The 17,284-nt window shown below is 33.8% G+C and carries 13 protein-coding genes; 2 read left to right on the top strand and 11 right to left on the bottom strand.

Going from position 1 to position 17,284, the window contains the following annotated elements; all coding sequences use genetic code 11:
• Nucleotides 1–9 precede the first annotated feature (9 nt).
• From Q0912_RS12740 to dinB, 6 genes are all read right to left on the bottom strand, one after another.
• Entirely contained in the window at nt 10–1,908 is a 1,899-nt protein-coding gene (locus Q0912_RS12740; RefSeq protein WP_299115658.1) for a S9 family peptidase, read from the bottom strand.
• Nucleotides 1,909–1,995: 87 nt separating this feature from the next.
• A complete protein-coding gene (locus tag Q0912_RS12735; RefSeq protein WP_299115656.1) occupies nt 1,996–3,042 on the bottom strand; it encodes a helix-turn-helix domain-containing protein in 1,047 nt (348 codons plus the stop codon).
• A 36-nt stretch (nt 3,043–3,078) separates the two neighbouring features.
• Nucleotides 3,079–4,740, bottom strand: coding sequence for a serine hydrolase domain-containing protein (locus Q0912_RS12730; protein WP_299115654.1), 1,662 nt, complete (start codon nt 4,738–4,740; stop codon nt 3,079–3,081).
• Nucleotides 4,741–4,828: 88 nt separating this feature from the next.
• Nucleotides 4,829–5,335 (bottom strand): hypothetical protein, encoded by a 507-nt coding sequence (locus Q0912_RS12725; protein ID WP_299115652.1) that lies wholly within the window; start codon nt 5,333–5,335, stop codon nt 4,829–4,831.
• 2 nt (nt 5,336–5,337) lie between these two features.
• Nucleotides 5,338–5,805: a hypothetical protein gene (locus Q0912_RS12720; RefSeq protein WP_299115650.1), complete on the bottom strand. Its 468-nt coding sequence runs from the start codon at nt 5,803–5,805 to the stop codon at nt 5,338–5,340.
• A gap of 47 nt (nt 5,806–5,852) precedes the next feature.
• Nucleotides 5,853–6,965 (bottom strand): DNA polymerase IV, encoded by a 1,113-nt coding sequence (gene dinB / locus Q0912_RS12715; RefSeq protein ID WP_299115648.1) that lies wholly within the window; start codon nt 6,963–6,965, stop codon nt 5,853–5,855.
• A gap of 43 nt (nt 6,966–7,008) precedes the next feature.
• On the opposite strand from dinB, the gene Q0912_RS12710 reads away from it, so the two are divergent.
• The gene (locus tag Q0912_RS12710; protein WP_299115646.1) at nt 7,009–7,482 is read left to right on the top strand and encodes a CYTH domain-containing protein; all 474 of its coding nucleotides are present in this window, start codon (nt 7,009–7,011) and stop codon (nt 7,480–7,482) included.
• Entirely contained in the window at nt 7,482–8,015 is a 534-nt protein-coding gene (locus tag Q0912_RS12705; RefSeq protein WP_299115644.1) for a YciI family protein, read from the top strand. The genes Q0912_RS12710 and Q0912_RS12705 overlap by 1 nt, the downstream gene beginning before the upstream one ends.
• Before the next feature lie 47 nt (nt 8,016–8,062).
• On the opposite strand, the gene Q0912_RS12700 is transcribed toward Q0912_RS12705, so the two are convergent.
• The 5 genes from Q0912_RS12700 to Q0912_RS12680 all read right to left on the bottom strand — a co-directional run bounded on the left by Q0912_RS12700 (nt 8,063) and on the right by Q0912_RS12680 (nt 17,077).
• A complete protein-coding gene (locus Q0912_RS12700; protein WP_299115642.1) occupies nt 8,063–9,127 on the bottom strand; it encodes a hypothetical protein in 1,065 nt (354 codons plus the stop codon).
• A 3-nt stretch (nt 9,128–9,130) separates the two neighbouring features.
• Nucleotides 9,131–9,595 (bottom strand): T9SS type A sorting domain-containing protein, encoded by a 465-nt coding sequence (locus tag Q0912_RS12695; protein ID WP_299115640.1) that lies wholly within the window; start codon nt 9,593–9,595, stop codon nt 9,131–9,133.
• Nucleotides 9,596–9,687: 92 nt separating this feature from the next.
• Nucleotides 9,688–11,607 (bottom strand): OmpA family protein, encoded by a 1,920-nt coding sequence (locus Q0912_RS12690; RefSeq protein ID WP_299115638.1) that lies wholly within the window; start codon nt 11,605–11,607, stop codon nt 9,688–9,690.
• A 20-nt stretch (nt 11,608–11,627) separates the two neighbouring features.
• Complete coding sequence (locus tag Q0912_RS12685; protein ID WP_299115636.1) at nt 11,628–12,539, bottom strand: type IX secretion system membrane protein PorP/SprF; 912 nt, start codon at nt 12,537–12,539, stop codon at nt 11,628–11,630.
• A gap of 35 nt (nt 12,540–12,574) precedes the next feature.
• Entirely contained in the window at nt 12,575–17,077 is a 4,503-nt protein-coding gene (locus tag Q0912_RS12680; protein ID WP_299115634.1) for a gliding motility-associated C-terminal domain-containing protein, read from the bottom strand.
• Nucleotides 17,078–17,284: the final 207 nt, after the last annotated feature.

Genomic DNA, 17,284 nt, shown 5'->3' with positions numbered 1-17,284 from the left:
TTGTGCTTTTTAATTCAAATATTGGTTTAAAAATTCACCGATTTCTCTCATTACTTCAATTTGATTTTCCTTTTTTCTAATACCGTGTCCTTCATCATCAAATAAAATATATTTTGTCGGCACATTGTTAGATTTAACTCTTGCTACGATACTATCTGATTGACTTTGTAATACTTTAGGGTCATGAGCTCCTTGAACTACCATTAATGGTTTTTTTATATTATCACTAAAAAATAAAGGTGATTTATTATATAGTTTGATAGAGTCATGTTTAGGATGACCTATTTCCTCATAAAGTGCTTTTTTTCTGGTTTCCCAAAAAGCTGGGATGCTATTTAGAACATGTAACCAATCCGAAATTCCAAACATATCTATTCCAATAGCAAATTCATTGGGGTGAAAGGTCAATGCAGCAAGCACTAAATAGCCACCATAAGAATCACCGACAATTCCTATTTTGTTTTCATCGATATCTTTCATCGATGCTAATAATTTTTTCCCTTCTATTATGTCTTGTAGATCGTCTAAACCATGTTTTTGATTATCTAAGGCTTTAAATGTTTTGCCATATCCACTGCTCCCTCTATTGTTTATTGCTAAAACTGTATAACCTTGGTTTACGACGTATTGTATATACTGATTATAGTTTGTACGAAATTGACCGCCAGGTCCACCATGGGTCCATACTAATGCTGCATCTGTTTTCTTAGCTTTGTTTTTAGGAAGGTATAGAAAAGCCGGGATTTTTATACCGTCAAAAGAAGTAATGGTGGTATCTATGGGATATGATAAATCATTTGCATCTATTTCTGGATTAAGGCTTGAGACTATCTGTTTTGCCTCACCAGTTTGTAGATTTAACAACCAAATATTTTTCGGTTGATTATACCCCGCAACTTGCAAAGACATATATCTGTTTTTAGGACCAAATCTTATCTTTTCTATTTCAGCAGTTTTTAGAAATGGGATATCTAAAAACCTGTTCTTTTTTAAATCTTTAACTTTAACTCTAGCCCTTCCATTTTCGTTTGTATAAATAGCGAGAAAATTATGATCTCGAGAAAAAGTAACGTTAACAATATCCCAATCTTCTTTTGCAATAAGAGTTCTTTCTTTTGTTTTAATATTATACTTTTCGAAGTAAGCAAATTCATTATTGAAATTAGTTAAATAATATACTTCGTTGCTTTCTAAAGAAAACCCTTTTCCATAAAAATAAGAGTCATTATCTGCTGGCGATAAAGAGACTCTTCTTTTGTTAGCTATATCATATAAGTATAAATTAGTTATTTCTTCAGTTATTCTTTCGTGTAATAAAATATATTTGCGATTATTAGAGTTATAACTCGTACTATATTTTGTGTCGTTTTGAAATATTAATTGAGATGTTTTTGTCGTAAAGTTATATTCATACCTGTCAAACTTTCGAGGAGAACGCACATTAGACAGATAATAAATACCTGAGAAATCATTATTTACACCTCGCCATGTAGCTCTTATATTTTCTCCAGGTGTTATATTAGTAGTTTGTACTCCTTCTTTAGCATAAATATGCATAGATCTTCCACCATTAGGATTCATGATGTATATTAAATTATCATCTTCACCGTAAAGCGTTAAAGAGTAAACAGCATTAAGAGAATCTCTTTGTAGTAATGTTTTTTTTGAAGTTTTTATATTATAAGTCCACGCTGCAGGCAAACCTGTTTCATCACTAGTATACAAAAGTTTATGTCCTTTTTTTGAAAAAGATCCTCCAGATATATACCTGTTTTTTGCAAATTGTTCTGGAGTATAATTTTTTATAGATACTTTTTCTTTTTCACTTATAGTGCAATTACACATAAGTACAAAAGAAAGGGTTAACATACCATATAAAAATACAGTCACTTCATTTTTATGAATCATTACAGTAGTTATTTTAATCTAAGGACTAAAATAGCTTCAAATAGTTATGCTATGAAAATATACTATTCTCATTCGTACGAATAAGAACTATTTTGAAGATTGAGAATGTTCCTTGATATACTCTAAAGGGGTTAATCCTGTTTGGTTTTTAAATACTCTATAAAAAGTCGCTGTACTTTTAAAACCTGATTCATTAGCAAGTCCTGAAATTGATAAATGTTTTTTGTTTTTATTTAGTAATGCATCTTTAACATGGTCAACTCTATATGTATTCATTAATACATTAAAACTACATTTCAATTCTTGATTGAGAAACTCGGTTAGTTGGTGCCTACTAATCCCCAATTGATTTGCCATGTCATTTGCATTTAATCCCGAATTAAGAAACACCTTTTTATGGCTCAATAACTCTATTACTTTTTCGTTTAAAGTGTTTAAATTCTGCGATTGTAAATTAGATATCTTATATTTTTTATTTTGAAGTGTAATAAAATCATACGATGTGTTTAATCCTTTAACCATAGCTACTTCAAGAATTGTCACAAAGCCAATTAAAAATGCTATAACCAGAGTTGTTATATTTACACTATTAATATCTAAACCTATTTTTGTTATAAATAGTATAAATGTACAAATAGCAAAAATAAGCATACACAGCGTTAAAAACTTTAAAACTCTGGATGGTTCTGCATTGTGTTTTCTCCCCTTTCTCATTATTCTATAACTTTCAATACTATAGCCTAGTAATTGAGCAACAAATAATGAAAATAGTATCTTCTTAAATGGTGACCTTAAATCAATAAACTGTACAATTAACACAAAAACGAAAGGCATAAAATGCAGCATAGTTTTCAATGATAACCTTTGATAATTAAAATTGCTTGAACTAAACAAGTAAAATAGTGGCGGAATCAAAAACATTGGAGAAAAACCAAGTGCAAATAATTTTGGATAAAACTGATAATACCCTAAGTTAATAAACATGTACTGAACTCCAATAAATGTTGTAACTATTAACAAAGGAATTAAATAATAAATTCCTTTATCTAGTTTTCTTTTAACCGAACTTAGTAGACAAATAAGCAAAATACTCTGGATGGTCGCATAGCCAATAATAAAAACTAGTAAATTCATAGAATAATATATTTTTAATATAAATCAGACTTAATTTTAATCGATTTTCATATACCTACCATATTCAATTTGAACTGTTTCATTTCTAAAATCAACTATTTGTCCAAATTGATCAAAAAACACATCTGGAATATATTCCTTTAGTAGGCTGTTATTAAGGGTTAAGTAGCCATTTTCTATATCTATGAATTCCGTTGATTCCAAAACACCATAGGCATAGGAGCGGTATCTTCCTGTATATTCGTTCCAATTAGGATTATTCGGTCCCTTTTCTATTGGATTAACATCAATCTTAACGAAAGTCATACCATTATTCAAATTTATGATTTGCTCATTTTTATACAAGAATTGAACGATTTCGCTGTCTTTTATAAACCATTCATTTTTGGAAAGAAAGTAAACATTTCTGTAGCTCCCATCATTTGGTGCTAAAACACCAAAAGTATTATCTCTGGTTTCAAATGTAAGAGTAACATTACCGTTTGAATAATCCCCAGCAATATATTTATAATACGTTTCGTCATCTTTTTTGAAATAACTGGAATACTCAGCTAAGCTATGACATGGTAAATCCGCAATCTCAGATGGCATAAATTTATTAAGTAGAACCCGTTGGATTTTTTGCAGTCCAGAAAAGGCAGATTCGCGATTACACATTATTGCAATACCTATTTTGTACTCTGGAATCCATAAAACAAGCGATGTAAATCCAAAGCCATTTCCTGTATGTCCATATGTTGGAGTGCAATATTGAATCTGGTTTATAGTTAACCCCAAGGCATATCCATTCGATGCGTTAGAAAAAGGTATGGTCGTCAACTCACTTAATTGATCGTCATCTAAAATTTCTGGGAACCCCTTTAAAGAAGAATTTAAGAAATTTGCCATGTCTCTTGAGCAAGTATATAGTCCGCCTGATCCAATTGATGAAAATCTAACAGGAATCAAACCATCAAAATTGTTGCAATGGCCTTGTGCTACATTTAATGAATATTGAATTGCATCGAGGTTGAAAGTACTATACTTCATATTGAGTGGATTAAGTACCTTTTGCTGTACATATTCGTGAAAACTTTTCCCTGATGATACTTCAATAATTCTTGCAACGAGATCAAAACCAATATTTGAGTAATTATATTGAGAACCAACTTTTGTTCTCAACCAAAGATGCTTCATACTTTTTATACGTTGATTCAAAGTAGTATATAGATTGCCTTTAAATTGGGGAGTGAAAATATTTCCATCTGGTGCATCTGGTGGTAATCCAGACATATGAGATAACAAATGTCTTAGTGTAATCTTTGATGCGGCATACTCTTCATGAGCACTATTAATGCTAAAATTTGGCAGATATTTTGTTATTGAAATATCTAAATCCAAAAACCCCTCCTTTACTGCACTAAGACATGCCAAAGACGTAAAGATTTTACTGATTGATTGAGCACTAAATAGTGTTGTATCTGTAATCTCTTTTTTAGAATTGCTATTTGTATACCCTATATTTTTTAATAAAGTTTCAGACTCAGGATTTACCATAGCTATCGATATGCCTGACAAGTCATACTTAGATTTGATGGCATTAATAATGCTGTCAACTTTAGGGTGATTTTTTGATTCTGTTTCAGCTTCAATACTTGCTTTTGTCTGTGAAGAGCATCCAAAAGATAGAATCAATAACAAAAAAGTAAAGTTTTTCATTCAAAAATATGTTACAACCTCAGCAATAACCTGTTTAAATATCTTATCATAACAAAATGCTGAGGAAATTTATAGAAAATTAAAAGCGTTAATCACTTAATTTTACTTGATAAATCCTACTCGATCCATTATCATATTTATTTAGCTCAGAAATTAGTTCTTTTGTACTAGTAAAGCCATTTTCCTTAGATGATACACTACTTCTTCGGCTCGTAAAATAGAGTATTCCATTATTTACAAAGGGGCAAAACTCCATGTATTTAGAATTAATTTTATCTCCAAGGTTTTTAGCAGTTGACCATTTACCATCTACGTTTTCACTGATATACATATCACCAGAGCCTAAACCATTAGGTCGTCGCCAACCGCCAAAGATAATGTAAGACTCATCTGGAGCAATAAAAGCATTATATTCTGCACCTTTTGTGTTGACACCTCCTTCTAAAATTTCTGGTTCTTTATAAGCACCGTTTTTCCATTTACTAACAAAGATATCGTCTGCAGATTCGAGCTCTTCTTTAATGGTGGTGAAGTAGAGGTTGCCATTTTTAGCTACTGCAGGATAGAATTCATCTCTTTCGGTATTAATAGGCACACCTATGTTTTTAGGCTCAGACCAAGCCTCTGTTTTGTTGTCCGCTCAACATACCAAATATCCATATCTTTTGTGTTTGTACTATCCTTTGATATAGGTCTATTAGACACGAAATATAGCTTTAAATAATCTGGAGATAAAAAAGGTTCTAAATCTGTATACTTTCCTGAGAAACTGCTAATTTTTGGTTCTTGCCATTTACCTCCTTTGTTTTCAATCTTCATGATTACTGAAAGTTCTCGTGCGGGACTTTGAAGTGTAAAATAAGCTTCTGTTTCATCAACATCCATAGTAAAATCTCTTACATTGGTAAATTGAGAAAAGATATGTTTAGCAAAGGGTTGTACATCATTTTTTATTTCAATTTCAGATTCGGGTTCTGCGATATGTTTCTTTTTTTCTTCATTTTCTTTACAGGATGAAAAAGAAAAGATTAAAAGCACAACTAAAGTAGAATTTAAGAACTTCATTTTTAATTGCTTTTAGTTAGCTCTATAAACTTAAGAAATACTATAGATTAAAAATCGAACTTTAACTGTACGCTAACAGATTTTTCCTTGTCCTCTGATACTTTAGTCAAGTTAGACCTATCTGTATTTAGATTAGAAAGCGAAATACCTAATAGTCTAACAGAATTCTTTAACCTTTCTTGATACAACAAGTCTTTTGCAGTGTCTAAAATTATGATTTTATCGCTTACAAAATAAGGTAAAGTCTTACTTCGTGTTTGAAGCGTAAAGTCACTATACTTTATCTTTAGTGTCACCGTTTTACCAGCAACCTTACTTCTATCTAGGCGTTTAGCAACTTCTTTTGCTATATGGTCTAGTTTTTCGAGCATAAAAATTTCGGAAGAGAGATTTTCACTAAAAGTGCGTTCAGCAGCTAGAGATTTTCTAATGCGATTGGGTTTTACTTCACTATTTTGAATTCCTCTAACTATATAATAGTAATAACGACCAGATTTTCCAAAATGCTCGTCTAAATATTCAAGCGATTTTGATTTTAAATCCTTTCCTGTAAAGATTCCTTTTTGATACATTTTCTCAGCTGTAACTTTGCCAACACCATAAAACTTTCTAATATCCAAATCTTCTAAAAACTGAAGCACATCTTCTGGGTTTACAGTTTTTTGCCCATTAGGTTTGTTATAGTCACTGGCAATTTTAGCAATAAATTTGTTAATAGATATACCTGCCGAAGCTGTTAAACCCTCTTCATCATAAATACGCTGCCTAATCTTTTGAGCAATTAAAGTAGCGCTTGGTAGCCCTATCTTATTTTCAGTAACATCTAGGTAAGCTTCATCAAGTGACAAAGGCTCTACCAAATCTGTGTAATCGTAAAAAATCTTTCGAATACGTTTTGATATTTCGATGTAGCGTTCAAAATCAGCCCTTACAAAAATAAGATCGGGACAAAGCTTTTCTGCTAAACGACCAGACATAGCACTTTTTACACCAAACTTACGCGCCTCATAACTTGCGGCACTAATTACTCCACGTTTTCCTCCACCACCAACAGCGATAGGTTTACCCCTAAGTTTAGGATTATCCATCTGTGCAACAGAGGCATAAAATGCATCCATATCCACATGAATTATCTTTCTTATTGGTAAATCGTTAATCATAATGTAAATTTAGGCATTAAATGCCTTTTAAATAGTATCATTTGTGGCCACAGAAATAGAACGTAAATTTTTAGTAACATCAGAAGTTTTTATAAACGAAGCCTACAATAGTTTTGATATTAAACAAGGGTTTTTAAACAGTCATAAAGAGCGTACAGTTCGTGTAAGGCTAAAAAAGAACAAAGGCTATTTAACCGTAAAAGGAAAATCGACTGAGAATGGTTTACTGCGTTTTGAATGGGAAAAGGAAATATCTAAAACTGAAGCCGAAAGTCTTTTAAAGTTATGCGAGGAAGGGGTAATTAATAAAAAGCGTTATGAAGTTAAATTTGGGAATCACACCTTTGAAGTTGATAAATTTTTTGGTGAGAACGAAGGTTTAATAGTTGCCGAAGTTGAGCTTAACACTATAAATGAAACTTTTGAAAAACCTGAATGGCTGGGCAAAGAAGTTACCGGAGACATCAAATATTATAATTCTCAATTAAGTAAACAACCATATAATACATGGAACTAATGAAAAAATCACTAACATTACTGTTATTATTCGCTTGCTTATTGGCTTGTAAAAATGAAGTTAAGTCTAGCCCAGAAAAAGGCATCGTGACTGAAGAAGATCTTTTAGACCCGTCAAATAAAGACCTAGAAACCATAAAAGAACAATCTATAGCAGAGCTTAAAACAAAACTGGTTAAAGACGGCTATCAAGTTTTTGATTATGTAGATGAAAAAACAAAAGATACCACACTAATGCAACAATACTTCATCGCTTTTTTAAAACGCGGTCCTATCCGCAATCAAAACGAAGAAGAAGCTAATCGTCTTCAAAGCGAACATTTGGCACATTTAGGTAAAATGTACGAGTTAGGCTATGCAGATATTTCCGGACCTTTTGGTGATGATGGAGATATTAGAGGTATTACCATTTATAATGTACCAACTTTAAAAATGGCCGATAGTTTAGCAAATGCCGATCCTATGGTTAAAGCTGGCCGACTTATTATAGAGGTTCATCCATGGTGGGCAGCAAAAGGATTTCCTCTTAGGTAAAACAAAAAAATGCTCTGACAAATAATTCAGAGCATTTTTTATAGGATTTAATGTCCTACAATACCTTCAGGTGTACCAGATAAAGTTTGAGAATCCCAGTTACCACTTCCACCATTGAATTGTGAGAACCCATAAGCATTTGTCGTCGTCAACACTACAATAGTTGCATCATTCGCTACAGCAGATACAGGTTCACCTGAGAGGGTTTGAGAATCCCAATTACCACTTCCGCCATTAAATTGAGAAAAACCGTAAGCTGTAGTATTTGTATACACCACTATATTATTATTAGAACTCACAGCTTCCAATGGAAGTCCTGAAAGGGTTTGAGAATCCCAATTCGCACTTCCACCATTGAATTGTGAAAATCCATAAGCATTTGTCGTTGTATATATTACAATAGTGTCTTTAGAACTAATTGCGCCTAAGGGTTCATCTGAGAGTGTCTGAGAATCCCAGTTACCACTTCCTCCATCAAACTGAGTAAATCCATAAGCATTAGTCGTTGTATATATCACTATTCCATTTTCTGATGCAACAGCGCCTAATACGGTTCCTGAAAGGGCTTGAGAATCCCAATTACCGCTTCCACCATTGAATTGTGTAAATCCATAAGCTGTAGTATTAGTATAAACTACTATTTGTTTCCCTGCCTTAATTTGAGTAGTTATTACATCAGAAACAGGATTAGGCGAACTCACATTATCACTATCCCCAGAGTTTTTTGCATACAAAGCATATGGCACACTTAACAATTGACTAGTTCCTGTAATACTATAATTAGTACCTCCTGTTGGGTCTGTCTCTGATTTAATATAATAGCTGCCATCTCCCCAATCTATAGAAGAAAAATCATCTGATGTAGAACCAGAACCTATAGCTAAAGTCAACAAGCCATTATCATTAGTTGTTTCAGTATGCGTTTCTGTATATACTGCTGTACCAGTATCAGAGTTTAATAGTATACTTATTCTTACACCAACTGAAGTGTTTTGTATAAGATTACCATCAGCGTTTCTTATTAAAGCCTGGTAACTCATTAATTCTGGCGCTTGAGCAAGAGAAATGAAAGTAATACTAAACAAAAGTATAATAGTAAAAAACTTTTTCATGGATTATTTTTTTGAAATTTTATAAGATTTAATAATTGTATTGTCCTTAAGGATATTTAAAATATAAATTGATGTTTCTAAAGATGTTAACTCTATTTTTGATTGAAGTGCATTTAGATGACCAGATGTTACTTTTCTTCCGGACAAATCAATAAGCTGATACTTAAGATTCTCGACTGATGTTAAATGAACATTTAGGACATTATCCGTTGGATTAGGAAAAACCTTAGCAACCGAACTACTAAAATCATCTATACTCAATACTTCAGAAACCTCAAAAGGAATCTGAGCTCCAACTGATGCACTTCCTCCAGTTCCTGTAGCTTCTTTATAATGAATTAGTCCCACAGAATAAGTAACTTTACCAGATGCAGACTCATTATTAGAACCCGAAGATAGGATGTTTTCTTGAGCAGATAATTGTAATGAAAAGCCTATTAAGGTAAAAATTAAAAATATTTTTTTCATTGAAAACAAGAATTTAATAGCATTAAAATTTATTCAGTAAAAAGCCTATCATTTTAATAAAATGATAGGCTTACAATTTTATCGTTTAAAAATTATTTTTGATTCTGTGGTCCGCCAGCAACAATCAAAAATTCTGAGCGTCTATTCTGTTGATGTTCTTCGTCAGTACAGTTAGAACCGCATTTAACTTTAAGTTCGCTCTCTCCTTTTCCTTCAGCTGAAATACGGGACTTGTCTATTCCTTTAGAAATCACATATTGCTGTGTGCTTTTTGCTCTACGTTGAGAAAGTCTCTGGTTATAGGATTCAGAACCTCTGCTATCTGTATGAGACGTTGCGTTAATCACTAAATCTGGGTACTTATCCATTACCTGAACTAATTTATCTAATTCAAAAGCTGCTTGAGCTGTAATGTTAGACTTATCAAAGTCAAAATAAATAGGGTTTAGCACAATCTCTTCAGGTGTAACGATTTTTTCTATAGGATCTAAGGAGATTTGCACAGCTAATTCTTGTTCATTACTTCCTTTAACTGGTACCCTTTTGCTTTCAAAATCTTCCATTACTACTTCGAGCTCAGTATCTTGTTCACATTCTACAATAAACTCAGCAATGCCTTCTGCATTTGTAGTTTTGGTTACCACTTTGTTTCCTTCTGCATCATACAATGTCACAGATGCACCATTTACAGGTTCTCTGGTTTTATCATCTAATACAGTAGCCATAATTAATACATCGCATAATGGCTGTAACTTTTTAAAAGCATATACATCGTCACTTCCTTGGCCTCCTTCTCTATTAGAAGACACAAAACCTTCTTCTGCTTCTTCATCAATAGTAAACGCAAAATCATCTCCGTTACTACTAATTGGAATACCTATATTTCTAACAGGTGCAAGTTTTCCGTCAACTTCTTTGGTGTAGAATACATCCATTCCACCAAGACCTAAATGACCATTAGAAGAAAAATAAAGCGTATTATTACTACTTATATAAGGGAACATTTCTTGTGCCTCTGTATTAACTTTTTGCCCCATATTTACAGGTTCTCCAATTGTTCCATCAGAATTAATTGGTGCTTTATAAATATCAAATTGTCCATAACCACCAGGCATATCAGATGAAAAGTATAAGGTAGTACCATCAGCACTAACAGAAGGATTCTTTACAGAATAGTTTTCACTATTGATAGATAAGCTTTCAACATTATCATAATCATTTCCAAGTTTTGTTGCTTTAAATAAATATAGTTGGCTGTAACGCACTCTACTTAGAGAATCTTTTTGAAAATCTTTTTCAAAATAACTCTCTCTAGAAAAATACATAGTCTCCCCATCTGGTGAGAATGACACTAATCCTTCATGGTATTTTGTATTAATCTGATCGTTCATTAAGGTTGCTCCTTGGTACGATCCGTCAGAATTTTTAGTCAATGTATAAATATCTAAAAAAGGTTCTTCATTCCATCCATAAGTTTTACGGTTATCGTTTCTTGCAGAAGTAATATATAGTTTACCATCTTGTGTTACACCACCAAAATCTGATTGTGCTGTGTTAAAACCTGCATCTTGTACATTAAACTTTTTTCCTTGTTCTAAAATCTTAGGAAGATAATTAGGGTTTTTTCTAAAAGCAGTCGCTCTATTATCTGATGGGCGCATTGAAGCGAATTTTTCCATTTGCTTATTAGATTCTTCATATTTTCCGTTAGCCTTAAGCATTTCAGAATATTTAAAAATCATCTCTGGGTCATCACTAGATTCTAAAGCCTTAGCATACCATTTTTCGGCCTCAACTGAATTAAAAATATTATAATAGCATTCTGCTAATTGCCCATAAACGTAAGAAGAACCATCTCCTTTGTCTATAAGTTTTTTATAGCTTTCTGCAGCATCGACATATTCAAATCTGGCAAATTCTTTGTCGGCTTTCTTAGTGTTTTTGTTTTGAGCAGTTAAGCATAAACTACTACTCATCAACGTAATAAATAAAAGTGTTTTTAAGTTTTTCATAATTGTTTTAGCTTAACGGATTAAAAGTATCTAGGTGAACGAGAAACTCGCTTAGGGAAGTTAAGGTCGAATAACAACATAACTTCATGCGATGCTGGTGCAAATGCTTTTATTTCTGAAGAAACAGCATCATAAGCATATCCCACTCTTATCGATGGTGATAATGCAAAGTTTACTAATCCAGAAACAGAATCATCTAATCTGTATGATGCACCAATTTCAAACTTCTTAAAGAACCTAGCGTTTAAGTTAACATCAAAAGAAGTCGGAGCATCAAAAGCTGACTTTAACATAAATGATGGCTTAAGTTCTGTATTTGGTGACAAATCAAAAACATAGCCACCAGTTAAGAAATAATGCTGTGTTTCAGAACCAATTTTATTACCATTAGAATCTAAATGCACAGATGATAACATGTTAGGAACCGATAAAGATAAATAATACTTATTGGTATAGTAGAAGAAACCTGCGCCAATATTAGGTGTGGTTTCGTTAATACCTATGCCAAAGAAAGGATCTCCATCATCAATAACATCTACATTACCGCTTGTTAGATTGATATCATGAAATGTTGCTCCTGCTTTAACACCAAAAGCTAAGCGATGTTCGCCACCTAGCTTTAATGTATATGATAAATCAACATATGCATTGGTTTCTTTAACAGGACCGATTTGATCGGCAATAAGAGATACACCTAATCCTAAATTATTACCAATTGGTGAGTGACCAAAAAATGTTCCTGTTTCTGGTCCACCACTTACACCAGCCCATTGATTTCTGTATAACAGTCCAAAAGAGAGGTTTTCTCTAGAGCCAGCGTAGGCTGGATTGATAATATTCATATTATACATGTACTGTGTGTACTGAGGGTCTTGTTGCCCATGCATTTGAAATGCTAAAAGCAAAACCGCTATAATAGAGAGTTTTTTCATTATAATTTAAGTTGATTCAGTTAGTTGATTATCTGTTATCTGTTTATATATACCCAAGCACTTTTTTGTTTGGCACCGCCTTCGTATGTCATGGTATAGAAATATGTACCAACAGGAAGTTCTTCGCCATCATTAGTCTGTCCTACCCATTCATCAGAATAATTTTTCTTAGAATAAACAAGAGTTCCATTTCTATTGAAAATATCGAGTCGGGTAACATTAAAATACCTTAAGTCAAAGCTATCATTAAAGCCAGGGGAAACTCCAGGAGATATACCTTCAGGAATAATACAATTATCAAGTTCAACAACTGTAACCGTATTATCCGATACTATATTAGAACATCCTGTATCATTAAATGTTATTCTAGGAGCATAATCACCTGAAGTATTAGCTTCATAAGATAAACCTGTTGCTCCCGCTATATCCATACCATCTAATAACCATTGTATAGATACTTCTGAAACATTAAAGCCATTAGGTATTATTGTTAAGATAGCACCAGATTCAGTTTGTGGACATAATAAAAATTCATCATCATCGGCATCGTAATAAAATACATCAGTGTTAATAGAAAATAATGGCACAACATTAACAACAAGGTTAAATGATGTTGTACTATGACAACCTGTAGTGTTATCTTCTGCTCTAACAAATACTGTTTCACCACTACTTGTGTAAGGACTTGTTAAAGCACCTACACCATCATCTGCATCATCTTGAGACATATGATAAGTAACAGTGACATTAGCATCAGTAGTAACCTCAGTGTCGATTGAGGTTAAATTAAACTGTGTTGAACCGTCAACATTACCATCTGCATCATCGCAAACTATAAAATCCATTGGTTGATTAATAACCGGATTAGCATTAACGACTAATTGTACTTCAGATAGTTGTCTACATCCTAAGAAACCATTATTAGCAGCGTCTACATCCTCTATTCTTATGATTAAAGTTTCACCTGATGATGTGTAAGGTGTTGGTACTGCATTCATTGCTGTGTTAGCATCTGTCATATTTGTATAATAACTAATCGTAAAATCTGCACTATAACCAAGTGACGTACTAAAAGCATCTAAATCAAAAGTTTCTTCGCCATCTGCCACAGGACCATCACATACCACAAGAGTTTGTGGTGCAAGAGCGCTAGGCTCGTCATATAGATTTACAATTACTATTTGAGAAAAAGTGTTAGTACCACATTGCCCATCAAATGCCTGTACTTGATAGTTAGTAGCTCCTAGTCCAAATCCTCCAATTGGAACTGTCAGTGTACTCGAAGTTTGACCAGGGATTACAAAACCATCTTCATACCACACATAATCATCAGCGAAAGGTGAATCTGCTTCAATAGTAACTGAAGGGAATCCACAAACAGAAACCTCATCTGTTTCCATAGGGTCGTTATCTGGATCTATAAATACTTCAGCACTTATAATCTCTGCCTCAATATCTGCTATTGTACTACCAGAACCAGGTGCTCCAACATTGGTTTGACGTACTTGTATTACACCCGCTTCTGCCTCAAAATTGGTTATTAATAATAAATAAATTTCACCTTGTACTGCTCCTGTAAGTGTAACATTTTCTACTGGTGCAGCAGAATAACTACAATCTACAACAGATCCAAGAACGCACAAATCATCATCTGGTCCATAAGGCCCCCAAAGTATAAAATCAACATCCAACTCATCTCCTATTGGGTTATCATCAGCATCAAAAGCAGAGTTTTGAACCATTTCAATTAAAATATCACCAGAAGTTCCAATTTCTAAAACACTATATGTTGGGTTAGGTGATGTCCCCAAACAGTCAATTGATGTATTATCTGGCATACCTATAGTATTATAACTATATAATATATCTGTAGCATCACTACCACTACAGAAATTTGCTGCGGTATCACATTCAATATTGCTTGGAGCATTATATGGAGTGATACAGAGATCAAATGTTGTAGTTTCTGCATCAGAACCTCCTGAGTAAATTCTAATAAAGTAAGTTTCCCCAACGGTCAATCCAGAAGCAACGCTAGATAGTTCTGCAAAATCTGAAACACATGCAATCTCAGTTAGATTATCACATGTACCCGAATATACGGAGTGATCAACATCAGTTGTTGTACTACCAGCTATATTAGCCAGTGATATTAAGTGTGATTCATTTGTTGCCACAAATTGAAACCAAACATCGTCATCTGGATCACCACCACAAGATGGGTCAGCATTTCCTGAAGGTGTAGCCTCTATAAGACTACCAGGTGTACTGTTAACACATAGAATATCATCATTAACAACAGCTACAGTAGCATTACATGGATTGTCGTTTTCTGGAGGACAAGCCAATAATTGTATTGCAGTACTGTTAATTACACAATTTACATCTTGATCATTACTAACAGTTACCACAACATCTACGTTAAAAGGGAATGGCCCTATTTGATATACGCCAGTTGCCGTCACTGGAACTGTATTAGCGTCTATATTATTAGATATTGTTAGAGACGTAGCATCACCTATAGAAGTAATATCTACATCTATTAAAAATTGATCCCCATTATCACAATCATCAACCACAGTATAAATAGCTTGAGGATTAATACATGTAGCACAAGAAACGGTATAGTTAATCCCAGCTGTTAACCCTGCACTTCCAGCTCCACAACTTACAGACCCATCAGAATTAATATAGAAAGAAATCGTATCTCCAGTAGATTGAAATGTTAAACCTCCTATATCACCAGCATTTCCAGTATTTCCATTACCAAAACCTGGTGGACCAGGCTCATAACCTAGGAAAGGAGTACCGTCAGAATCTAATACTACAAGTTCATCATAATTATTTTCTACTGAACCTGAATTAAATACAAGATTTAAAGGTGTACCATCATTACTGGTAAATGTAAATATAAAAGGAGTCGTTTCACCACCACTTTCATAGCAATAATCTTGAGTTAATGGTCCTCCTGAAACACAATCTAGTGTAAAATTAGATTGAGGGGTTGTGGTGAATGTAAAAGGTCCAGAAAAATCAGAAGTCTCAGCACCACAATCCGCTTGTACATAAAAATCGTATTCTGTATTTTGTGTTAATGTAGTTAAATTGTAAGGGTTTGTTGTTACACCATTAACGGTTGTACCTGTTCCTTGAACAAAACCTGATGGTCCCCACTCAATATTCCAAGTAGTAGCTGCTCCATTTTCAGTCCAACTTAAATCTGCTGAATCCTCACCTATATTTAAAGCATCTAAGTCTATAGGAAATGGACATGTTGGCCCTTCTTCGATACATACATCAGCAGTTTCTGCTTGTCCATCTCTCCAAATTACGGCTACATAAGTGTTTCCTGGTATAAGACCACCTATAACATCTGAGCTTTCGCCAGTATCAAACGTATTGTTTTCACAATTCCCTATAGTTGTACCACCACAAGCATCTAAGATTTCTAGACCAACACCATTAGCTGCACCACCAAAGTTAAACACAACAGAACCCACAGCTGGCGCTGTAAAGCTTACCCAGTAGCCAAAATTTCCAAACCCATCACAAGACGGATTCTCACCGTTGGCATCTATATCTTCTGCGTTGGCAAAGTCAAATGTAACTGGAGTTGCAGTATCACAATCTGTCTCAACTGTCATAGCAAATGCATTGGCACATGTGCCACCTGGTACGGCGGTAACAAAATTAAATGGCCCTATATAATTGGATGTACCTGAGCCACCACAATCTGCTTGCACATAAAAATCGTATGATGTACCTGCTGTTAAGGTTGCTAAATTATAAGTTGTAGCTGTAAGTCCAGAAACTGTAGTACCTGTTCCTTGGACAAAACCTGCTAATCCCCATTCAATATTCCATAAGGTTGCAGAACCTGTCTCAGTCCATTGTAAGTCTACACTTGTTTCCATAATATTATCAACAGTTAACATATCTGGATCTGGACATGTAGGTGGAGTCTGCGATGTTATCGTTGGAGAATCAAAACAAAATCCCCATTCAAAAGCTGCACCACCTGCACCACCATCATCTAAAAATGATATTCTATATTGAAAACCTGACAATTGGGTTGCGGTAAAACCAGCTATATTTAATTGATCACTCACAAAGCTATCTCGTACACCTCCACAAAAATTATCAAATGGTTGATCTCCTGAAGCTACAAACTGTTGCCATGTTACCCATATGCCAGCGTCAGCATCCCAATATTCTAGAGTTAAGGTATCAGCTAAGTCGTTGTATGTATAATCTACGTTGACAAACAACCAGGTTTCCCCAGCTGCAAATGCTGCTGAAAGGTCAATAACTGGTGACTCTGCAGCAATATCATCGTCACTACCATTACCTGCATCATCATCGTCGAACGCGAAATTAGCAGTCAGAGTAGGATCTGCTTCATATGCAGCAGGATCTGTGTTAAATACACCTGTAACTGTCCAATTTGTATTTGGCCAGGCTGCAGGCTGATTAAGTACTTGAGCACTTACTGAAAAGGAAAAGCACAAAAGCAATAAAATTAGAGTAATCTTTTTCATTATTAATCGATTTATTAGAAATTATTTTACCCTCTATAACACACTGATTATAAAGGCATTGTTTTTTTAAAAAATAAATGAGGCTTAGTTGGGTATTTAATTACGTTGGTTAGTCGTTCTTTTTTGCCCACTCGAATATATAAAAAATGCCTATTAACAAGATGTTAACATTGCTATAATAGACTAACTACCGTATTAATCGATAAA

Source organism: uncultured Winogradskyella sp. (genome assembly GCF_947498345.1).
Taxonomy (GTDB): Bacteria; Bacteroidota; Bacteroidia; order Flavobacteriales; family Flavobacteriaceae; genus Winogradskyella.
This window is presented reverse-complemented; position numbering and strand designations above follow the sequence as displayed.

Excerpts from the sequence above, each read along its gene's own strand:
- Q0912_RS12735 (WP_299115656.1), bottom strand. The coding sequence starts at position 3,042 with ATGAATTTACTAGTTTTTATTATTGGCTATGCGACCATCCAGAGTATT.
- dinB (WP_299115648.1), bottom strand. The coding sequence starts at position 6,965 with ATGATTAACGATTTACCAATAAGAAAGATAATTCATGTGGATATGGAT.
- Q0912_RS12695 (WP_299115640.1), bottom strand. The coding sequence starts at position 9,595 with ATGAAAAAAATATTTTTAATTTTTACCTTAATAGGCTTTTCATTACAA.
- Q0912_RS12700 (WP_299115642.1), bottom strand. The coding sequence starts at position 9,127 with ATGAAAAAGTTTTTTACTATTATACTTTTGTTTAGTATTACTTTCATT.
- Q0912_RS12690 (WP_299115638.1), bottom strand. The coding sequence starts at position 11,607 with ATGAAAAACTTAAAAACACTTTTATTTATTACGTTGATGAGTAGTAGT.
- Q0912_RS12730 (WP_299115654.1), bottom strand. The coding sequence starts at position 4,740 with ATGAAAAACTTTACTTTTTTGTTATTGATTCTATCTTTTGGATGCTCT.
- Q0912_RS12740 (WP_299115658.1), bottom strand. The coding sequence starts at position 1,908 with ATGATTCATAAAAATGAAGTGACTGTATTTTTATATGGTATGTTAACC.
- Q0912_RS12680 (WP_299115634.1), bottom strand. The coding sequence starts at position 17,077 with ATGAAAAAGATTACTCTAATTTTATTGCTTTTGTGCTTTTCCTTTTCA.
- Q0912_RS12705 (WP_299115644.1), top strand. The coding sequence starts at position 7,482 with ATGAAAAAATCACTAACATTACTGTTATTATTCGCTTGCTTATTGGCT.
- Q0912_RS12685 (WP_299115636.1), bottom strand. The coding sequence starts at position 12,539 with ATGAAAAAACTCTCTATTATAGCGGTTTTGCTTTTAGCATTTCAAATG.
- Q0912_RS12720 (WP_299115650.1), bottom strand. The coding sequence starts at position 5,805 with ATGAAGTTCTTAAATTCTACTTTAGTTGTGCTTTTAATCTTTTCTTTT.